The 18963-nt window shown below is 61.9% G+C and carries 14 protein-coding genes, 1 tRNA gene and 1 pseudogene; 5 read left to right on the forward strand and 11 right to left on the reverse strand.

Features of this window, described 5'->3' with window-relative positions; all coding sequences use genetic code 11:
- Positions 1-2 precede the first annotated feature (2 nt).
- Positions 3-1712 carry a SpoIID/LytB domain-containing protein gene (locus tag NW851_RS09075; protein ID WP_414333829.1) on the reverse strand — a complete coding sequence of 570 codons (1710 nt, stop codon included), beginning with the start codon at positions 1710-1712 and terminating at the stop codon, positions 3-5.
- Positions 1713-1789: 77 nt separating this feature from the next.
- On the opposite strand from NW851_RS09075, the gene NW851_RS09080 reads away from it, so the two are divergent.
- On the forward strand, positions 1790-2212 hold the full coding sequence (locus NW851_RS09080) for a DUF1818 family protein (protein ID WP_414333827.1): 423 nt from the start codon (positions 1790-1792) through the stop codon (positions 2210-2212).
- Between the two features lie 255 nt (positions 2213-2467).
- On the opposite strand, the gene NW851_RS09085 is transcribed toward NW851_RS09080, so the two are convergent.
- The 4 genes from NW851_RS09085 to NW851_RS09100 all read right to left on the reverse strand — a co-directional run bounded on the left by NW851_RS09085 (position 2468) and on the right by NW851_RS09100 (position 4754).
- A tRNA-Val gene (locus NW851_RS09085) sits at positions 2468-2539 on the reverse strand.
- Between the two features lie 113 nt (positions 2540-2652).
- A complete protein-coding gene (locus NW851_RS09090) occupies positions 2653-2991 on the reverse strand; it encodes an antibiotic biosynthesis monooxygenase family protein (RefSeq protein ID WP_414333826.1) in 339 nt (112 codons plus the stop codon).
- Positions 2992-2994: 3 nt separating this feature from the next.
- Positions 2995-3747, reverse strand: coding sequence for a phosphoadenylyl-sulfate reductase (locus NW851_RS09095; protein ID WP_414337940.1), 753 nt, complete (start codon positions 3745-3747; stop codon positions 2995-2997).
- Positions 3748-3824: 77 nt separating this feature from the next.
- Positions 3825-4754 (reverse strand): metallophosphoesterase family protein, encoded by a 930-nt coding sequence (locus tag NW851_RS09100; protein WP_414337943.1) that lies wholly within the window; start codon positions 4752-4754, stop codon positions 3825-3827.
- Positions 4755-5012: 258 nt separating this feature from the next.
- Here NW851_RS09100 and NW851_RS09105 point away from each other — a divergent pair, with 258 nt between their 5' ends.
- From NW851_RS09105 to NW851_RS09115, 3 genes are all read left to right on the forward strand, one after another.
- Complete coding sequence (locus tag NW851_RS09105) at positions 5013-5180, forward strand: hypothetical protein (protein WP_414337946.1); 168 nt, start codon at positions 5013-5015, stop codon at positions 5178-5180.
- Positions 5181-5313: 133 nt separating this feature from the next.
- Positions 5314-7554 (forward strand): single-stranded-DNA-specific exonuclease RecJ, encoded by a 2241-nt coding sequence (gene recJ, locus NW851_RS09110; RefSeq protein ID WP_414337949.1) that lies wholly within the window; start codon positions 5314-5316, stop codon positions 7552-7554.
- Positions 7555-7690: 136 nt separating this feature from the next.
- Positions 7691-10966, forward strand: coding sequence for an AAA family ATPase (locus NW851_RS09115; protein ID WP_414333820.1), 3276 nt, complete (start codon positions 7691-7693; stop codon positions 10964-10966).
- On the opposite strand, the gene NW851_RS09120 is transcribed toward NW851_RS09115, so the two are convergent.
- From NW851_RS09120 to NW851_RS09145, 6 genes and pseudogenes are all read right to left on the reverse strand, one after another.
- Positions 10963-11391: a GerW family sporulation protein gene (locus NW851_RS09120; protein ID WP_414337951.1), complete on the reverse strand. Its 429-nt coding sequence runs from the start codon at positions 11389-11391 to the stop codon at positions 10963-10965. The genes NW851_RS09115 and NW851_RS09120 overlap by 4 nt on opposite strands.
- Positions 11392-11656: 265 nt before the next feature.
- The gene (locus tag NW851_RS09125; RefSeq protein ID WP_414333816.1) at positions 11657-11920 is read right to left on the reverse strand and encodes a DUF2973 domain-containing protein; all 264 of its coding nucleotides are present in this window, start codon (positions 11918-11920) and stop codon (positions 11657-11659) included.
- Positions 11920-12243, reverse strand: coding sequence for a DUF2605 domain-containing protein (locus NW851_RS09130; protein WP_414333814.1), 324 nt, complete (start codon positions 12241-12243; stop codon positions 11920-11922). The genes NW851_RS09125 and NW851_RS09130 overlap by 1 nt, the downstream gene beginning before the upstream one ends.
- Positions 12244-12288: 45 nt before the next feature.
- Positions 12289-13773, reverse strand: a pseudogene (locus NW851_RS09135) (cobaltochelatase subunit CobN); the annotation flags it as partial.
- 27 nt (positions 13774-13800) lie between these two features.
- Entirely contained in the window at positions 13801-14979 is a 1179-nt protein-coding gene (locus NW851_RS09140) for a transaldolase (RefSeq protein ID WP_414337955.1), read from the reverse strand.
- A gap of 255 nt (positions 14980-15234) precedes the next feature.
- Positions 15235-16224 carry an RluA family pseudouridine synthase gene (locus NW851_RS09145; protein WP_414337957.1) on the reverse strand — a complete coding sequence of 330 codons (990 nt, stop codon included), beginning with the start codon at positions 16222-16224 and terminating at the stop codon, positions 15235-15237.
- A gap of 260 nt (positions 16225-16484) precedes the next feature.
- Here NW851_RS09145 and ppsA point away from each other — a divergent pair, with 260 nt between their 5' ends.
- Positions 16485-18950, forward strand: a complete 2466-nt coding sequence (ppsA, locus tag NW851_RS09150) for a phosphoenolpyruvate synthase (protein WP_414337959.1) — start codon at positions 16485-16487, stop codon at positions 18948-18950.
- The last annotated feature ends 13 nt before the right edge of the window (positions 18951-18963 follow it).

Raw genomic sequence — 18963 nt, forward strand, 5'->3', positions numbered from 1 at the left:
TTCTAGCGGACAGAGTAGGCCCCTGCGGCGGCAGGTAACTGCAGGGATAGGGATCCCAGCGGGGCCAAGGTGGTGCCGGGGTAATAAAAAGCGAGGATTTGCGCCGCGTTCAACCCCCGCCGCGCCAAGGTATAGGAGCCGTACTGGCTCAGGCCCACCCCATGGCCAAAGCCGCCGCCGATAAAGCGATAGCCTACCAGTCGCTCCCCTTGTTTTAGAGGCTCTATCCGAAATAGGGTGCTGTAGAGGCGGGGAAAAGCCAAGCGCACCTGATCCTTGCGCAAAAGAATCGAGTGGAGCCCTTCCGCCGTCTGCAAGTCCAACTGCAGCGCCTGCACCCGGCCACTGACAGAGCGCTCCAGAATCTCCATCCCCGCAATGCTGCTCCAAATGGGCATTGGGATCCCCAGATAGTCTTGGCCGGCTCGCAACTGGGCATTCAGCTCCTCCAGCGATTGGGAGAACTCCCAGCGGAAGAGGCGCGACACCCCCGATTCATTAAAACCCTCCCGCCGGGCCAGGAAGGCTTGCAAGTCGTTCTCCTGCCGCAAATCGAAGGGCTTATCGGGCGGGTGGGCGATATCCACCTGCGGACGCAGATAGGGGCGCGGCTCCCCGTCCCAAACCTCTTCAAACGCCGCCGATACGCCGCCGTTGGTGGAAGAATAAACGGCATCCACCAGCTCGCCGTTGTAGGTGAGCACCAGGCCGCTGGTCTGGCGAATGGCTTCGTCGGCCCGTGGGTGGGTGCCGCTCAGCCCCTTGTAAACCTGGCAGTGGGTGTTGGCACAGAGCTGGTAATCGTCGATCCGAAAGCGGTGTAGGTTCTTGAGGGCGTAGGTGCGCGCCAAAATCGCCTGGGCAGCCATGGCGGCAAAGGGAGCCCCTGGCCCCACCTCATGGGGCACCACCCCCCGCAAATAGGTTTCCAAGGGCACAGCGTTGACCACCGTATAGCTGCCGTAGGCATTGGGCTGAAGGGTAATGGATCCGGCATAGTAGCGGTCGTTCACCCGCAAATAGCCGGCATCGGAGGTCACCCGGAGGCGGGTGCGGTGGTAGCGAAAATGCTCATGCACCCAGCTCAGCTCTGCCCGTTCGCGTCGCTCCTGCACCTCCAGCCGCACCTGAGGGATCCCTTCTTTCTGGGCATATTGCTGAATCTGGATCAGTTGTTGGGGGGTGTAGGCGCGGTTGGCCCACACCTGCCATTCCTGCGGTTGGGCGATCTCGGTGTGGATGCCCAGAGATTCCCAGTAGTTGGCGCTGGCCTCGGCGCTCTCGAAGCTTTTGTGGCTGCTGAGGATGAGGCGGTACACGGTTTCCGGGCTGGCCAGGGCGCGGTTGACGATCCCAACAGTAACTTGTGGGAGGCGCTGCGTCTGGGTGCTGCCGTCTGCTTGAGCAAATTCCAGGGTGAGGAAAGACCCCAGCGGCGCTGCCAATTCCACCTGATCTTGCTCAGAAAGGCCAAAGCGTTGCACAATGCCCACGTGTAGGATCGGGTTTTCGGGGGTGGCCGCCGCGGACAATCGCGCCGGCGAAACAGGGTTCTCGGCCTCTTTGCGCACCCCGGTCGCGTCAGCGGCACGGAGCACCAAGGCTGTCAGCAACAGGCCCAAGCCGGAAATGAAGGTGCTTTGTTTGCGCCAGCGGAGCGGAGTCCTTAAAAACCGGCGAGGTTGGGCAGTAGGAGACTGACAACTGGCCATGGCCGCTTTATCCTAAAACACACCCTGTCGATTGTACCCGCATCTTTTCTGGCCTACCGGCAGCGGTGCAAAGCCCTATGGATGCTGTTCCCGACAAGGAGTTCCCCATCGGACGGAGCCCTGACGTGGCCCGCTCTGCTTTGCGCAAGGGATCCGGCTGGCGGCTGGGCTGGGATCCCTCCCGCTCCCCCTTTGTGGCCCTGGTGGGGGGAGAGACTTGGGCGCTGGAGCTCACCCAAGAGGAGTGGCAAGCGTTTGCGGAAGGGGTGCAGCGCCTGCAGCAGGATCTGGCGGCCATCGCCTCCCAACTGATGGCGGAGGAAAGCATTACACTGGAGCAGACTTTCCCTGTCTTGACTTTGATAGCCAGCGGCAGCGCCACCGCCTGGGGCCTCTACCTGCAGTTGCACCAGGGCCGGCGCGGCGAAGGTTTTTGGCCTGCTGACGTCGTCCCCGAACTCTGTCGGGCCGTTGCTCAATTTTTTGACCCAGCCTCTTGAGCAAGCCTGCAGGGCAACTCTCCCGACAGGCCTGGCCCTTAGCCAACCATTACTCCCGTCAACACCCGAGAGAATCCGTGACATCCACTACTTTCCCCCGCAGGTTGGCAGCGGCATTGGCATCCGCATTATCCAAGAAACTTGCCTGTGAACTGTACGCCTCATCGACCTCGATGAAGTCCCGCTCCCACAAAATACCCAGGAGCAGCTCAACCTAGCCCTGTAGCTTGCCCCCAAAGCGGATTCTGAAGGACATGGGCTGTGCTGGAATTGAACCAGCGGCTCCCACCGTGTCAAGGTGGTACTCTACCACTGAGTTAACAGCCCCTCTGAGCGATGCCGACGCACACCTGGGCGGAAGGTCGGAAATTGATAATATCACATTCAACCCGTGCGATTGAGAATCAGCTTGACTCGAGAGTGGGTGCTGAACCGGCATCCTATTTTTGCAAATTTAAATCGAAGGGATGTTCGGATCCGGCCAACAACTGGTAGTGCAACACCTGCGGCGGGCGAGCAAAGTAGGGCCCGATGAGGGCACGCCAGCGGACAAAGTTTTCCGATTGGCGGAAGTTGACCAGATGGGCCTCTAGGGATCCCCACTGCACCAGCAGCAGGTATTGCTGGGGGTGCTCCAAACAGCGCTGCAGTTGGTGTTGCCGATAGCCATCGGTTTGTTGCAGATAAACGAAAGCCTGGCCGATGGCAGCTTCAAAAGCAGCCTCCGAGCCGGGGGTAATTTCAAACCGGGCCACCTCCAGGACAGGAGCCGTGTTCATAGGCTATGTGTGCAGACCACACTCGGTTTTGGCTGTGCCCTTCCAGCGGCCGGAGCGGGGATCCGCCCCCGGCTCTACCGGCGCCGTGCAGTGGAGGCAGCCGATGCTGGGATAGTTGCGATCGTGCAGGGGATTGTAAGGGATCCCGTGGGCGAGGATGTATTTCCAGACTTGGCCGTTTGTCCAGTCGGCAAGGGGGTTGAGCTTGAGGCGGTTGCGCTTGGCATCCCACTGCACCTTGCCAATATCGGCGCGGGTGGGGGATTGCTCGCGGCGCATCCCGGTAATCCAGGTGGTGCAGTTGGCCAGGGCGCGATTCAGGGGCTCTACCTTGCGAATGTTGCAGCAGAGGTCGGGGTTGGTGCGGTACAGCTCTGGCCCATATTGCGCCGCCTGCTCTTCGGGGGTGAGCAGAGGTTTGAAGATCTCCAGTTGCAAGTGAGGGTAGCGGGCCAACACCTGTTGCTGCAGTTGCAGGGTTTCCGGGAAGTGAAAGTCGGTATCCAGGAAAAAGGCGCGCACCTGCGGGCGAATGGCCGTGAGCAGATCGATCAACACCAGGTCTTCCGGGCCCAAGCTACAGGCCAGCACCAGCCCATCTCCAAACTCCTCTACCCCCCAGGCCAGCAAGTCACTGGCCGACAAGGGCTCAAAGTGCTCGCTCAGAGAGGCTACCTGGGGCTGATACTGTTCTCGCACGGCCTGGGCCGCCAGCTCCCAGCGGCTAGAAGAAGAAGAAGAAAGGCTTGCTGTCATAGGGGGAAGACACCGAATGCAACGATCCTCGTCTTTATTAATCTACACTAATTCGGTCAAGCTTTGGGATTTTTGGGCTACGAGGCAGCGGCGGGCAGAGGTAGGGATCGGGATCCCCTGGCACGGAGGGGGATTTGTCCCCAGCGATCCCGTCGGATCCCCATAACCAAGCCGTGCCAGAGGGGGCTGGGATCCAGCTCCGGCAGGTGAACCCAGTGGTAGCGCAACACCCCTCGCCGTGGGTTGATATCCAGCTCAAACACCCGCAGAGCCGAAACCGGCCCCACCAGCGGAGGTGCCGTCAGGTAAGGGATCCCATCTCGCACATACACCTTCGGCACATGCAGATGCCCGCTCAACACCGCCACCACCCGCCCGTGATTGGCCAGGAGGGTGTGTAGTGCCGAGGCTTGCTCGCTGCGGAGCCGGTACTTGCGGAACAAGACCGCATCCATCTGGGTGGGGGAGATAAAAGGAGGCTGATGGATGAGCAGAATCAGCCATTCCTCGGGCACCGCTTGTAGATGTTCGCTTAGCCAGTGCAGTTGCGAGGGACGCAGCACACCCTGAGGCAAGGGGAAGTGTCCTAAACTAGCGTCGAGGGCAACCAGGCGGATCCCGGGCAGAGGGGAAAGGCTGTAATCGACATAACCGGTAGGAGCTGGGGACAGGGGGAATTGGCTTTGGCACCAACGGATGAACTGATCCCGGTTGAAGCGCCCTTTTCTCCTCAAGGTATCGACATCGTGGTTGCCCAGGCTGAGGTAGTAGGGCACCCGCAGTTGGGCGAGAATCTCCCGGAACAACTCAAAGCTCTCCGGATCGGCTTGATCCACCAGATCGCCGGTAAACAGGACAAAGCGCAGATCGGGTACTTGGTTGAGATGGGCAACGGCAGCTTGCAACTGGCGGCGAGGGGAATCGGACATCCACCAGCAGCGGCAGCCCGTCTCGGGCATCAGGTGGACATCTGAAACTTGAGCAAAGCAAATGCGTTGGGTTGCCATTGTCTAGGTACTTATTCACACCCCACGCCCGCATCATAGTCAATAACCAGCCAGAGGGCTATGGGCTTCTCTTAACCTCTGCCGCGATGACCTCACCCCCAGCCCCTCTCCCAGAGGGGGAGTTGTGGTTGCTGTGATTTGGAATCGCCACAAATGAGTCTGATTCTTGTTCCGGCGCCGCTGCCGAGCAACCGCTAGGGTATAGGGACACAGATCTTCGACAAGAGGATCCCTCAGTTCAAGCAAGGAGAAAACATCATGTCTGCTACCACCCTTGTTCGTTGCGCCTGCGAACACTGCAACTGCAGCTTCGAAAGCAGCCAAGGCTATCGCTACGAAGGCCAACTCTACTGCAGCGAAGCCTGTGCCACCCATGACCACGCCCACCCTTCGCCTTGCTGCGTGGCCTCTCACTGCTGTCAATAGCAGGTTGGCAGGGATCGCTCACCCCGGCTGTTGCTTTCCGGGATCCTGTGTTGCTTCTCTCCCTGGGCAGTTTTTGATACGCTCCTAAGGAGCTCTATCCCCGTCGGCCCGGGGGCCGGCCCAACCCGTTGGCATGGAATACCGCTGGGATCTGCTGCCCACTCCACCCCAGTTTGATCCGGAGCTGAGCCGAGAATACGGCAAGTATGCAGCCAAGGTGCTGGCCTTGCGTGGGCTGCACAGCCGGGAACAAGCGCGGGCCTTCGTCGATCCTGATCAGTATTCTCCCACGCCAGCGGGATCCCTGCCGGATCTGGAGCGGGCAGTAGCACGCCTGTTGCAGGCAAGAAAAAGAGGAGAAACCCTTTGCATTTGGGGAGATTTCGACTGCGATGGCGTTACCGCCACCAGCCTCTTGCTCTCGGCGTTACAGCCCTTGGGCTTCCGAGTCCAGTTCACCCTACCGCTGCGCAGCAGCGAAGGGCATGGCTTGAACCCCCAGCGGCTGCAGCAGGTGCTGGCCCAGGGCTGCCAAGTGCTCCTGACAGTGGATTGCGGTATGGGCAATGCCGCCGAGATTGCCGCCGCCCAAGCCGAAGGGGTAGACGTGATCGTGGCGGATCACCACACGCTGCCGGATCCCTTGCCCCCTGCCCATGCGGTGGTCAACCCACTGCGCCTGCCAGAGGAACATCCGCTGCGCTTTCTGCCGGGGGTGGGGGTGGCCTACAAGCTGGCGGAGGCCCTCTACCAAGCGCTGGGGATCCCAGGCGTAGAAGAGCACCTGGATCTGGTGGCGGTGGGGATCGTGGCCGATGTGGCGGTGTTGCAGCGGGAGTGCCGCTACCTGGTGCAGCGGGGCCTGCCCGTGCTGGCCAAGACGCAGCGCCCGGGGCTGCGAGCTCTTTTGGATCAGATGGGCAACGGCCAATCCTCAGGAACACCAACAGCCCAGGATATCGCCTTTCGCCTTGCTCCCAAGCTGAACGCCATTGGCCGTTTGGACGATGCCAGCCTGGCGGTGGAGCTGTTGACCACCTCCGATCCGCAGCGGGCCCAGACGCTGGTGGAGCATTTTGTTGCCCTCAATGAGGAGCGTAAGCGCCTTACCCAGCAAGTGATTCAAGAGGCCGGCCAACAGGTGGAAAGCCTAGATCTGGGGCGGGAGGGGGCGATTGTCCTGGCCGGAAGCGGCTGGAACCCAGGGGTTTTGGGGATCGCCGCGGCGCGCTTGGCGGAGCAATACGCTTGCCCGACGGTGTTGATCGCCAAAGACGAGAGGGCGGGACGGGGCTATGGGTCGGGCCGCTCGATTCCAGGGGTGAACCTGGTGGAGGCCATCGAGGCCGTGCGCCCCCTCTTGCTGGGGGGAGGCGGACACCCTATGGCTGCCGGGATCCAAGTAGATCTGTCTTGCCTGGCCGCTGTACAACTGGCTTTGCGGCGGGAGCTGGCCGCGAGGGTCAGCCCGGATCGCCAAGCTCGCGCCCTGGCGGTGGAGATCGTCATCGATTGGGAACTGTTGGCCTCTCAGGGGCGGGATAGGGTGGCAGAGCTGGACGAGGTGTATCGGCAGTTGCAGCTTCTGCAGCCCTTTGGCCACGGCAATCCCAACCCCGTCGTAGCCCTGATGAACGTTTGTCGCGGCAGCGTCAAGCTGGGGGCTTCCCAGAATGGCCGCCACTTAAGGTTTGATCTGCAAGGCAGGCCGGGATCCCGTACCCTCTGGTTTTGGCAAGCCGGCGAAGAGCTGGAGCAGTGGCAAGAATGCCAGGCTATGGACATCGCCCTGCAGTTGGAAGCGGATGACCAGGGCAGACAACCCTGGCAAGGCAAAGTACTGGCGCTGCGCTCCTCTGGCGACTGGCAGGCGCCCACCGTTTCCGCCACCCGTCTCCAGATCCAGGATTACCGGCAACGCCCCCTGCCGGATTCTCTCAGAGAAGCCGTCTGCTACAGGGGGCAGGCTCTGCCCCTCGATCAAGACTTCCTCCCGTCGGCAAAAACAGCTCTGGTGCTGGCCCGCTGGCCCTGGCTGCCGACGGATCTGGCCCAACTGCTGCAACAGCTACAGCCGCAAACCCTGATCCTGGCTGCTTCTGGCCACCGCTGGGAGCAGATCCCCCAACTGCAGGCACTCTGGCAAGCGGGCCAACGGGATCCCGACGCTCTGGCGGCAGCGACTGGCCTGCCTCGACAGTGGCTAGCGGAATTGCACAGCCCAGAGGAAATTCCCACCTTGCTGCTGGGCCGCATCCGCGAATCCCAAGCTTTCCACCGCTGGCTGGACGAGGCCAGCTCCGACCAAATCGCCCAGCTCTGTCAACGGCTGCTGCAACCGGATCCCGCGCCGGCGGCTTTGTCTCCGAAGTAGAGGTGAGGGATCCCTTCAATTCCCGCAAAAAAGTTGGCAAGGCTTGGGATCTGGCCAACCCTTTCAAGGCCGACGCGATACTCTAGATCAAACGGCTTAGCTCTAGCGTTTTGCCGCACCCAGAGCCCAGTCTTCCGTGATCCCGGTTCGCCTGACCTTACACCATTTTCTCTGCTACTCTCACGCCGTTTTGGATCTGCGCGGGATCCACACCGCCTGCATTTGTGGCCCCAACGGGGCGGGCAAATCGGCTTTGCTCGACGCCCTTACCTGGGGCCTCTGGGGACAAAGCCGGGCCAGCAACGACAGCGATCTCATCCGCAAAGGTGCCAGTGAAACCTGGGTGGAAGTGATTTACCGCTCGCGGGGGCAAACCTACCGCATCCTGCGCAGCCGCCACCTGTCGGGGGAGGGATCCCTGGAGTGGCAAATTCAAGCTGGAGAAACCGCCTGGCGCAGCCTAACCCGCCGCGGCATGCGCGCTACCCAACAGGCCATCCAAAGTCAGCTTGGCCTCGACTACGATACCTTCATTCACTCGGCCTACCTGCGGCAGGGACGAGCCGATGCCTTTACCCTGAAGCGCCCCGGCGAGCGCAAGCAGATCTTGGCCGATATGCTCAAGCTGGGCCAGTACGACCTGCTGGCCGAGCGCTGCCGCGAACAGGCTCGCAGTGCCAAGCTGAAAGCGGATCTACTCCAAGAGCGCCTGCCCAAGCTGGAGCAACAGCAGGCCTCTATCGAGCAGATCCAAGCCGAACTGGAGCAGCTCCAACAACAGCAAACCCATCTGCAACAGCTCCTGGCCCAACAGCAGCAGGAATTACAGTCTCTAGAGCGGGCCTATGAACATCGCCACACCCTAGAGGAGCGCCACCGGCAACTCACCCAACACCTGCACAAGCTCAGCGCCAACCTGCACCACACCGAACAGCAGTGGCGAGCCCAACGACAGCACCTGCTGCAGTTGGAAGAGCTGATCGCCCAAAGCGAGGAGATCCTGGCGGGCTACGAACGCTATCAGTCCCTGATGGCCCAAGATCGCCATCTTCACCGCCTCTTCGAGCAACAGCAACACCTGCTCCAAGAGCGCCAAAAGCTGCAGGCCCAACAAGCTGAGTACCAACAGCAGCAACTGCGCAGAATGCAGCGGCTGCAACAGGAATTGGCCGCCTGCCAGGCCCAAGCCCAGGCCGATGCCCAGGTGCTGGCAGAAGGGGAGCGCATCGAAAACGCCCTCCACCACTACCGGCAAGCCCAGGAGCGCCTGCAGATCTTGAACGATGCCCAGGCCCAAGCCGCCGCCCTCCTAGAGCAACAACGGCACTGGCAAGAGCAGATCCGCCGCGAGCGAGAACGCCTGCAAGCCCGCCTCCAGCTCCTCAAGCAGCAACTGCAAAACCAGGAAACCCTGGCCCAACAGCAGCAGCAACTGGCCCAGAAAATTGCCGCCGGCGTCGCAGCCCTGGCCGAGCTGGAGCAACGGCGTCTCTACCAACAGCAGGTGCTGGAAAAAATTCAAGAGCGCCGCCTCTTTGTGCAGAAGCTGCAGGAGCGGCAGCGGGTTCTCCAGCACCAATGGCAACAGGAGGAAGAGCGCTGCCGCCTATTAGAGGCTCCTTGGGAGGCTTTTCCCGTTGGCGATAGCAGGACGGAGTCCTTTCACCCCGAGCGGCTGGATCTCGGGGATCCGGATCGCCCAGATCCTTACAATCCAGAGCAAGAAAGGCACCACTCCGCCCCTGCCTTAGCGGGGGTGAAGTCGATGGCAGAAGGTGGGGAGGAAGAACACCCAGAATCCGAAGCCACCCCGGAAGCAGCCTTCTCAGAGCAGCCTGCCGCGCCTGCGCCGGCACCGTCCACCCAGGCGTTGGCTGTCCTGGAATCCCACCTTTGGGTTTGCCCCCTCTGCGCCCGTCCGCTCAGCCCGCACCTGAGGGATGTGGTGCTGCAAAAGCACCGCCAGCGCCAAGAAGAGATTGCCGGCGAGCTCTTTGTGATTCGCGAGCAACTGGCGGTGGCCGACCGGGAGATCGGGCTGCTGCAAGAGGAAGCTCGGCGTCTTGAGCAAGAATTGGCCGCTTGGGATGAGCGTCTGCACCTCCAGGGGCGGCTGCAGCAGCAGTGGGAGGCCGGGCAGGAGCGGCAGCGGCAACTGGAGGCTTGGCGGGCAGAAGCGGCAGAACTGGAGCAAATCCTCAACCAAGAAGCTTATGCCCCAGAGGCGCGGCAGCAGCTTGCCCAGATCCAGCAGGCCCTGCAACACCTGGGCTACGACGAGCGCGAACACGCCCTGCAACGGGGAGAGGTGGAGCGCTGGCGCTGGGCCCTGGGCCGCTCCCACGAGCTGCGCAAAGCCCAGGAGCGCCGAGCCCAGTTGTGTGAACAGATCGCCTCCCTACAAGCGCAACTGGAAGCCCTGCAACAGGCGGGATCCCCTGACTCGCCGCTGGCAGAACGCCTGGCCCAAATCGAGCAGGCGCTGCACCACCTTGGCTACGACGGATCCCTGCACCAGCAGGTAAAAGCAGAACTGGCCCAGGCGCAACTGTGGCCGGCCCGCCTGCAGGCCCTCCAAATAGCCCGCCAGGAGCTGCCGGAAGCCACAGCCCGCAGCCAGATCTTGTCCCAACGCCTGCAGGAAAGCCGGCAGCACTTTGCCCAGGCCACCCAAGAGCTGGAAGCGCTGCAGCAACAACTGGCGGAGCAGCCTGAGGTCTTGCCCGCCCACCTGGAAGGGATCCGCCAAGCTCTGCAGGAGCACCGGCAAGGGCTGGATCAGGTGCTTTCTCAAATCGGGGCGGCCCAACAGCGGCTGCAGCAGGCCCTTGAACAACAGTCGGAGCGGGCAGAGCTAGAGCGACAACTGCAGCAGGCCCGCCGCCAGCAGCAGGTGTACCAGGAGCTGGCCAACGCCTACGGCCGCAACGGCATTCCCGCCCTGATCATCGAAAACGTTCTGCCAGAGCTAGAGGCCCAGGCCAACCAGATCCTGGGCCGCCTCACCCAACACCGCCTCCATCTGCGCTTTGTAACCCAGCGCTCGGGGCGACGCTCGGACAAGCTAATTGAAACCCTCGACATCCTCATCGCCGATCCCCGCGGCACCCGCCCCTACGAGACCTACTCCGGCGGTGAGGCCTTCCGCATCAACTTCGCCATTCGCCTGGCCCTCTCCCGCCTGCTTACCCAGCGCTCTGGCTCCGACCTGCAAACATTGATCATCGACGAGGGGTTTGGCTCCCAGGACGCCACCGGGCGGGCCCAGTTGCTGGCGGCCATCAACGCTGTGGCCTCTGACTTTGCCTGCATCCTGGTGATCACCCACATCCCCAGTCTGCAAGAGGCCTTTCCCCACCGCATCGAGGTGCAGCCCTCCCCCCAGGGATCCCGCCTCTCCATTCGCGGCTAGTCATTTGGCTGGTCATTTGAGGAATTGCCGGCCCGGCTCTGGAGCCACTGCTGCAGCAGGGGAATTATAGTCTCGCCAAGCTGGCTCCACTGGCCGGGCTTTTGGGCCGTGGTCAGCAGCTCCACCCGCTCCCCTCGGATCACCAAAAAGCCCACCGGCTCGATGCGCACCCCGCCCCCCGCTCCGCCAAACAGGCTGGCCGGATCCCGTCCGTTGCTGCGAAAGCCAAAATGGCCCCCTCCTCCGCCAACGCCAAAATAGAGCGACACGTAGGGGACAATCGTTGTGTCGCCAATGGTAATCGGCTGGCCAAAGGTCTGTCCCGTCTCCGCCAAAACCGTCAGCTTGCTCAGCACCGCCTCCAGGACGGCTTCCACCTCGAAATCGGAATTGGAATCGGATCCCATTTGTGACGTTTGCGTCAATGCTGCAGGCCAGCTCCAGAGGCCACCAGGTGAAGAACCAGATTGACTTGACTGTAGTTGCCTCAAACAAGGTTAAGATACCTTGCCGCCTACCCAAGTGCTCCGCGCCGCTACCCTCACCCCCAACCCCTCTCCCTCAGGGAGAGGGGAGTTAGGAATAGTGCTCGGCGCCAGGTGCTTTATCGTAACTTCATCCAAGAAAGGCTACTTACCCCCACAACTGACTCGGGCCGACACCGAGAAAGGGGAAGCTCCTGCGCCGCTTTTAATCCTCGTCAGGAGAGCCAGAGTAGAGATCTTCCAGGCGGCTGCGGGCTTCTTCCAGGCTGGTCGAACGAATCACCAACAAGGGCTCTTCCGTCAGGTTGCCTTCTTCATCCAAGAGCTCTGGGTGGGGCGCCTGTCGGCGAGCCCGACGGGGCGAGGCCTTGCGCTCTTCTTTGCCCAACGTGATGATATTGGCCACCAGGTTACGCAGGGCCACAAAGGCGATGGCCACGAAAGCGATAAGGTAGAGGATCTGCAGCATCACGGGTCAGATGAGTCAGAGGAAGGGTGAATTTGGCGGAAGCGACGGCCCAGCTCGGCGCACTCCATCAGCAGGTGATGCCATTTTGCCATCAGCGCTGGGTCAACGCCAACTTCATTCTCCGACAACTGATAGAGGGCTTCTGCGGCTTGCAATTCTGCTTGGGCAGCCAAAACCCGCTCCAGAAGGGCCTGCTGCGCCTCTGGGCTAATAAATTCTAGGGTTTCTTCTTGCAAAAAGCGGCGGGAGCGCTCAAACCAGTAGCGGTAATCTTCCAGTAGGGGCCCCAGAATCTCTCGCAGTAACTTGGCTTTGCTCATCATTGGGATCCCTCCGCGCCTGGTTTGCTGAGAGCATCTTAGCTGAACTTAACCTTCTCCCGCCAGGGATCCCTGGGTGGCCTCCAGGCGGGCTTCCGTCTCCAGCAGCAGGGCTTCCAGCTGGGGCACCAGCTCTAGGGCCTGCTCTTGCCAGTAGCCCCGCTGGTGGGCTTCCAGCAGCCGCTCGCTCATATCCCGCAGTGCCCAGGGGTTGTGATCCCGCAGAAACTGCTGCACCCGGGGATCCAACAGGTAGGCGCGGGCCACCCCGGCGTACATGAAATCGGGCACGGCGTGGGTGGTGACGTCGTAGGCAAAAAGGTAGTCGAGGGTGGCGGCCATCTCAAAGGCGCCTTTGTAGCCGTGGCGCATTACGCCGGCAATCCACTTGGGGTTGACGACGCGGGCGCGATAGACGCGGTCGATCTCTTCGGCCAGGGTGCGGATCTTGGGGTTGTGGGGACGGGCGTGATCCCCGAAGTAGATTTGGGGGTTGCGGCCCTGGAGGGTGCGCACGGCTGCCACCATGCCCCCCTGGAACTGGTAGTAGTCATCGGAGTCGAGGAGATCGTGCTCGCGGTTATCCTGGTTGTGCAGGACAATTTGCAAGCGGGCCAGTTGCCGCCGCAGAGCTGCGGGGGCCGGCTCTCCCTCGCCCTCGGCCCGGTAGGCGTAGCCGCTCCAGGTGAGGTAGGCGCGCGCCAGATCCGCCTCGGTTTCCCAGTTTTGCGCCTCGATCAGCCCCTGCAGCCCGGCTCCGTAGGCCCCTGGTTTGGAGCCAAAGATGCGCAGCCGCGCCCGCTCTGCCGCTTCTGAAGGCGGGATCCCTTGCTCCTGCCAGTACTGGGTATCGGCCAGCACCTGGGCCCGCAGGGGGTTGTCGGCTTCCGGTTCTTCCAGGGCGGCCACGGCCTGCACAGCCCGGTCGAAGAGGGCAATGAGGTTGGGAAAAGCATCGCGAAAGAAGCCGGAGATGCGCAGGGTTACGTCCACGCGGGGACGGCCCAAAGCCGCTACAGGCAGGATCTCGATATCCACCACCCGTCCCCCCTCCCAGCGGGGCCTAACCCCCAAGAGCGCCAGCGCCTCCGCCCAGTCCTCGCCGCCGGTTCTCAGGGTGGCAGTTCCCCAAACGGATAGGCCCAGGTGGCGGGGATATTCCCCCTGCTCTTGCACGTAGCGCTCCACCACCCGCTCGGCAGCCAGCGAGCCAACTTGCCAGGCAGTGGGGGTAGGAATGGCGCGGATATCCACCGAGTAGAAGTTGCGCCCGGTGGGCAACACCTCCACCCGGCCCCGCGTGGGGGCGCCGGAAGGGCCGCTGGGCACATAGCCGCCATTGAGCCCGCGCAGGAGATTTTCCAGCTCCTGGGGCGTTTGCTGCAGGCGGGGGAGCAAGTCCGTCTCGATCCAGCGCAGCACCTGGCTGGCCGCCGGCCCCGGGGGCGGATCGTAAGGGATCCCCTGTAGCCGCTGGGCAATCCAGAGGCGGGCCTGGGCCTCTAGGGCAGCTACCCCATCTCCGATGCGGCGAAAGTTCTCGCCCATAGAGCTGGCTGGCTAATTCCTCAAGTAGACGGCTGCCCCTAGGCCGACCAGCATTTCTTCGGGGGTAATTTTGCCATCTTGGTTGGTGTCGAGGGCATCGAAGACGCGATCCGCCCCCATCCACTCCTCGCGGGTAATGAAGCCATCTCCATCCAGGTCGTAGATGCGGAAGACATCCTGGGCGGCGTGGGTAATCGTTTCCTTGGCGCCCTCCAGCTTCTGCAGCCGCTCCGTGAGCAGCCTTTCCAGCACCTCCAGCGCCTTGGAGAAGCCCTGGATCCCTTCTTCCAGCTTTTCTGAAGCCATGCGGTTTTCCCGGTGCATCTGGTCGAAGGTGGCTCGATCCATCACCAGACGCGGGATGTCCATTTTCTTAGCTTTTTCCGGATCCAGTTTGCGCTCCAGGTGGCCTTCGGTGTTTTGCAGCTCCGCCAAGAGAACTGGCGAGATGGTAAGCAGATCGCAGCCGGCCAGCTCGATGATTTCCCCAATGTTGCGGAAGCTGGCGCCCATCACTTCCGTCGGGTAATCGTATTTGCGCAGATAGTTGTAGATCTGGGTTACCGACTGCACGCCCGGATCTTCAGCAGGGGGATAGCTCTCCCGGCCTGTGTGTTTTTTGTACCAATCCAAGATGCGGCCCACAAAGGGCGAGATGAGGGTTACCCCTGCTTCCGCACAGGCAATGGCCTGGTGCAGGCCAAACATCAGAGTCAGGTTGCAGTGGATCCCTTCTTTTTCTAAGATCTCGGCGGCGCGGATCCCTTCCCAGGTCGAAGCAATTTTAATCAACACCCGCTTGGGATTCGCCCCTGCCGCCTTGTAGAGCTCGATGAGGTAGCGGGCCTTGGCTACGGTAGCCTCGGTGTCGTAGGAGAGGCGGGCATCTACCTCGGTCGAAACCCGACCGGGGATGATGGAGAGAATGCGCACGCCAAAGGCTACCGCCAATTCATCGATGGCGTGGGCCACTACGGTTTTGGTGTCGGCTTTAGATCCCAGTTCTTTGCGGGCCTTGAGCAAGGTCTCATCGACAATGCCCTGGTACTGGGGCATTTGGGCGGCTGCTGTGATCAAAGAGGGATTGGTGGTGGCATCCTGCGGCTTAAAGGTCTCAATGGCGTTGATATCCCCCGTGTCGGCCACCACGACGGTCATCTCTCGCAACTGCTCCAGCAGGCTCTTGCTCATACTCCCCTCCTTAGCTATCGCGCTTCTGCGACCCAGTCCTAGTGTCGCCCACCCAGGCAAGGGATCCCGGTAGATGTGAGATTGTCTTAATTGTCTGCCCCACCGGTGTGGGGACAACTCTAAACAACTCACCCGGCAAAAACACTTCCAACTTCTCTAAAAATTTACTGAAGGTTGAAACTTCCTGGTCACGGGGATCAGCATGAACCCTGATTGGACAGGCCAGACAGGGCCGAGAGCGACCCTAGAAGCTGCCTATCCGGCCTGGCTGCGCAACTGCCGCAGCAGCCGCTCGAACTCTTCCGGCAGGGGGGCAGTAAACTGCAGCGGCTGGCCAGTGCGCGGGTGGACAAAGGAGAGCTTCCAGGCGTGGAGAGCTTGGCCGCTGAGTTTGACGGGGCTGGTTTTGCTCTGGGTATAGAGGGGATCCCCGACAATGGGCAGGCGCAGGTGGGCAGCATGCACCCGAATTTGATGGGTGCGGCCGGTCTCCAGTTCAAACTGCATCAGGGTGTAGTTGCCCAGGCGCTCCAGCACCTGCCAGTGGGTTACCGCCGCTCGCCCTTGGCCAGAGGGCAAAACCGCCATCTTCTGCCGCTCCACCGGGTGGCGGCCAATGGGGGCAGAGATCGTGCCTTGGCTCTGGGCTGGCCGGCCAAACACCACCCCTAGGTAGATGCGCCGAGCCGTCTTGGCCTGGATCTGGGCCTGCAGATGCTGGTGGGCCTGATCGTGTTTGGCAATCACCAGGGCGCCGGTGGTGTCCTTGTCGAGGCGATGGACGATCCCTGGGCGCAGCTCGCCGTTGATCCCGGAAAGGCGAGGACAGTGGGCCAGCAATGCGTGCACCAGCGTGCCGCTGGCATTTCCAGGAGCAGGATGCACCACCAGACCGCGCGGCTTGTTGATGACCAGCAGATCCTCATCTTCGTAGAGAATGTCTAAGGGGATCCGCTCCGGCTCCAAAGTTGTAGGGGTGGCTGGCGGGATCCGCACCTCAATCTCATCCCCGGCTTGCAGGGGGCGATCCTTATCCAGGCAGGGCCGCCCATTGAGCCAAACCTGGCCCTGGCAAATGAGCTGCTGCAGGCGCGAGCGCGACAGCTCCGGCAGTTGTTCCGCCAACCCCCGATCCAGCCGCAAGCCCTGCTGTTTTTCCGTCACTCTTACCTGGCGAATTGCTGCCACCGGATCCCTGGGGCCTTCCATTTGCCCTGTTTCCGCAAACTGCTGCTTTGAAAACATTGTGGCAGAGCGGTTACTTTTGCATTAGGTAAAAAAGGGCGAAGATTTGTGGCAGCTCTTTCAGCTGGATCCTGGCGAGATTGCCTTTGTCTCCTCCCCATCTCAGCCGTCTCTGGGGGCGTTGTGCCGGGATTCTAGCCCCAGGAAAACCCTCAGTACACTAGTGGGGGTAGAGCTCCTTGAAGCCAGGCCAGGTCCTGGCGGGAGAAGGTCTTTTTGCAACTATCACGCTTGCTCTGATGGGCACAAGGAGACAAAGCATGTTGGATGGAGTAGCGCTGGGATCCCAGCTTCAACAGCCCTCTCAACGCCAGCTTGGCTCAGAGCCACCCTTGGTTGTGCCCCTCATAGAGGTGGGGCTGCGGGACGTGGCCCAGGTGGGTGGGAAAAACGCCTCTCTAGGGGAAATGCTGCAGCAGTTGACCCCCAAAGGAATCCGCGTGCCCCTGGGGTTTGCCACCACCGCCCATGCTTATCGCCAGTTCATCGCCGCTGCCGGCCTCGAGGAGAAGCTGCGGGAGATCCTCAAAGACCTCGATATCGAGGATGTGCGGAACCTGCGCGAGCGGGGCAAAGCCGCCCGCACCTTGATTCTGCAGACGCCTTTCCCCCCAGAGTTGGAGCAGGCCATCAGCGAAGCCTACCAGAAGCTGTGCGAGCGCTACGGCCCCGATACCGATGTGGCGGTGCGCTCCAGCGCCACAGCAGAAGACCTGCCGGATGCCAGCTTTGCCGGCCAGCAGGAGACCTACCTCAACGTGCACGGGATCCAGGCAGTGCTGAATGCCTGCCACCGCTGCTTTGCCAGCCTGTTTACCGACCGGGCCATCTCCTACCGCCAGATCAAGGGCTTTGACCACTTCCAGGTGGCCCTCTCGGTGGGGGTGCAGAAGATGGTGCGCTCCGACCTGGCCTGTTCGGGGGTGATGTTCTCCATCGACCCAGAAACGGGCTTTAAAGACGCGGTGTTGATCACCGCTGCCTATGGGCTGGGGGAAAACGTGGTGCAAGGCATCGTCAACCCCGACGAATACGTGGTCTTTAAACCTACTCTAAAGCAGGGGCTGCGCCCCATCCTCTCCCGCAAGCTGGGCAGCAAAGCCCTGAAGCTGGTCTACGACGAGGAGGGATCCCGTTCCACCAAAAACGTACCCGTCCCCGAGAGCCTGCGCCGCCAATATGCCCTGCAGGACGACGAGATCCTAGAGCTGGCTCGCTGGGCCTGCCTCATCGAGGAGCACTACTCGGCGCTGCGGGGCCGCTTCACCCCCATGGACATCGAGTGGGCCAAAGACGGGATCACGGGCGAGCTGTTCATCGTCCAGGCCCGCCCCGAGACGGTGCAATCCCAAAAGGCCACCAACCGCCTCAGGACCTACCGCTTTACGCAGACGGAGGCGCGCCCAGACCCCCTGGTGCAAGGACGGGCGGTGGGAGAGGCCATCGGCCAGGGCACAGCCCGCGTCATTTTGGATGTGCGCCGCTCGGATCAGTTCCAGGCTGGCGAGGTGCTGGTGACGGAGAAAACCGATCCCGACTGGGAGCCAATCATGAAAAAGGCCAGCGCCATCGTCACCAACCAGGGGGGCAGAACCTGCCATGCAGCCATCATTGCCCGTGAGCTGGGGATCCCTGCCATTGTTGGCTGCGGCAACGCCACGCAGGTGCTCCGCTCCGGCGATCCCATCACCGTCTCCTGCGCCGAAGGGGAGGAAGGGCGCGTCTATCCTGGTCTATTGCCCTATGAGGTGACGGAGATCCCGCTAGAGGAGCTGCCCCGCCCCCGCACCCAACTGATGATGAACGTGGGCAACCCGGAAAAAGCCTTTGGCCTGAGCGAGATCCCTTGCGACGGCGTGGGTCTGGCGCGGCTGGAGTTCATCATCGCCAACCACATCCAGATCCACCCTCTGGCCTTGATCCACTACGACGAGGCGGTCAAGGAGGAGCCGCGCCTGGCGGAGCTCACCGCCCAGTACGCCGACAAGCCGGAGTACTTTGTAGACAAGCTGGCCCAGGGGGTGGCCACCATCGCCGCTGCCTTCTACCCCAAGCCGGTGATTGTGCGCCTGTCGGACTTCAAGAGCAACGAATACGCCCACCTGCTGGGCGGATCCCGCTATGAGCCCCACGAGGAAAACCCCATGATTGGCTGGCGGGGGGCCTCCCGCTACACGGATCCCCGCTACCGCGATGGCTTTGCGCTGGAGTGCCGGGCCATGAAACGGGTGCGGGACGAGATGGGCCTGACCAACGTCATCTTGATGATCCCCTTCTGCCGCACCCCGGAAGAGGGGCACAAGGTGCTGGAGGAGATGGCCCGCCACGGCCTAGTGCGGGGGGAAAACAGCCTCCAGGTGTACGTCATGTGCGAGCTGCCCAGCAACGTCATCCTGGCCGACGAGTTCTGCCAGATCTTCGACGGCTTCTCCATCGGCTCCAACGACCTCACCCAGCTCACCCTGGGGTTGGACCGCGACTCGGCCCTGGTGGCCCACCTTTTTGACGAGCGCCACGAGGCCGTCAAGCGGATGATTGCCCAGGTGATCCAGACGGTGAAAAGCCACGGGCGCAAGATTGGCATCTGTGGACAAGCCCCCAGCGACTACCCTGACTTTGCCCGCTTCCTGGTGCAGCAGGGGATCGACTCCATCAGCCTCAACCCCGATTCCCTGCTGAAAACCCTGTTGGTGGTGGCCGAGGCGGAAGCTGCCGGCGCCCACTAGGGGAGTGCGCCGG

This window comes from Synechococcus sp. H55.7, from assembly GCF_047462395.1.
Lineage (GTDB): Bacteria > Cyanobacteriota > Cyanobacteriia > Thermostichales > Thermostichaceae > Thermostichus.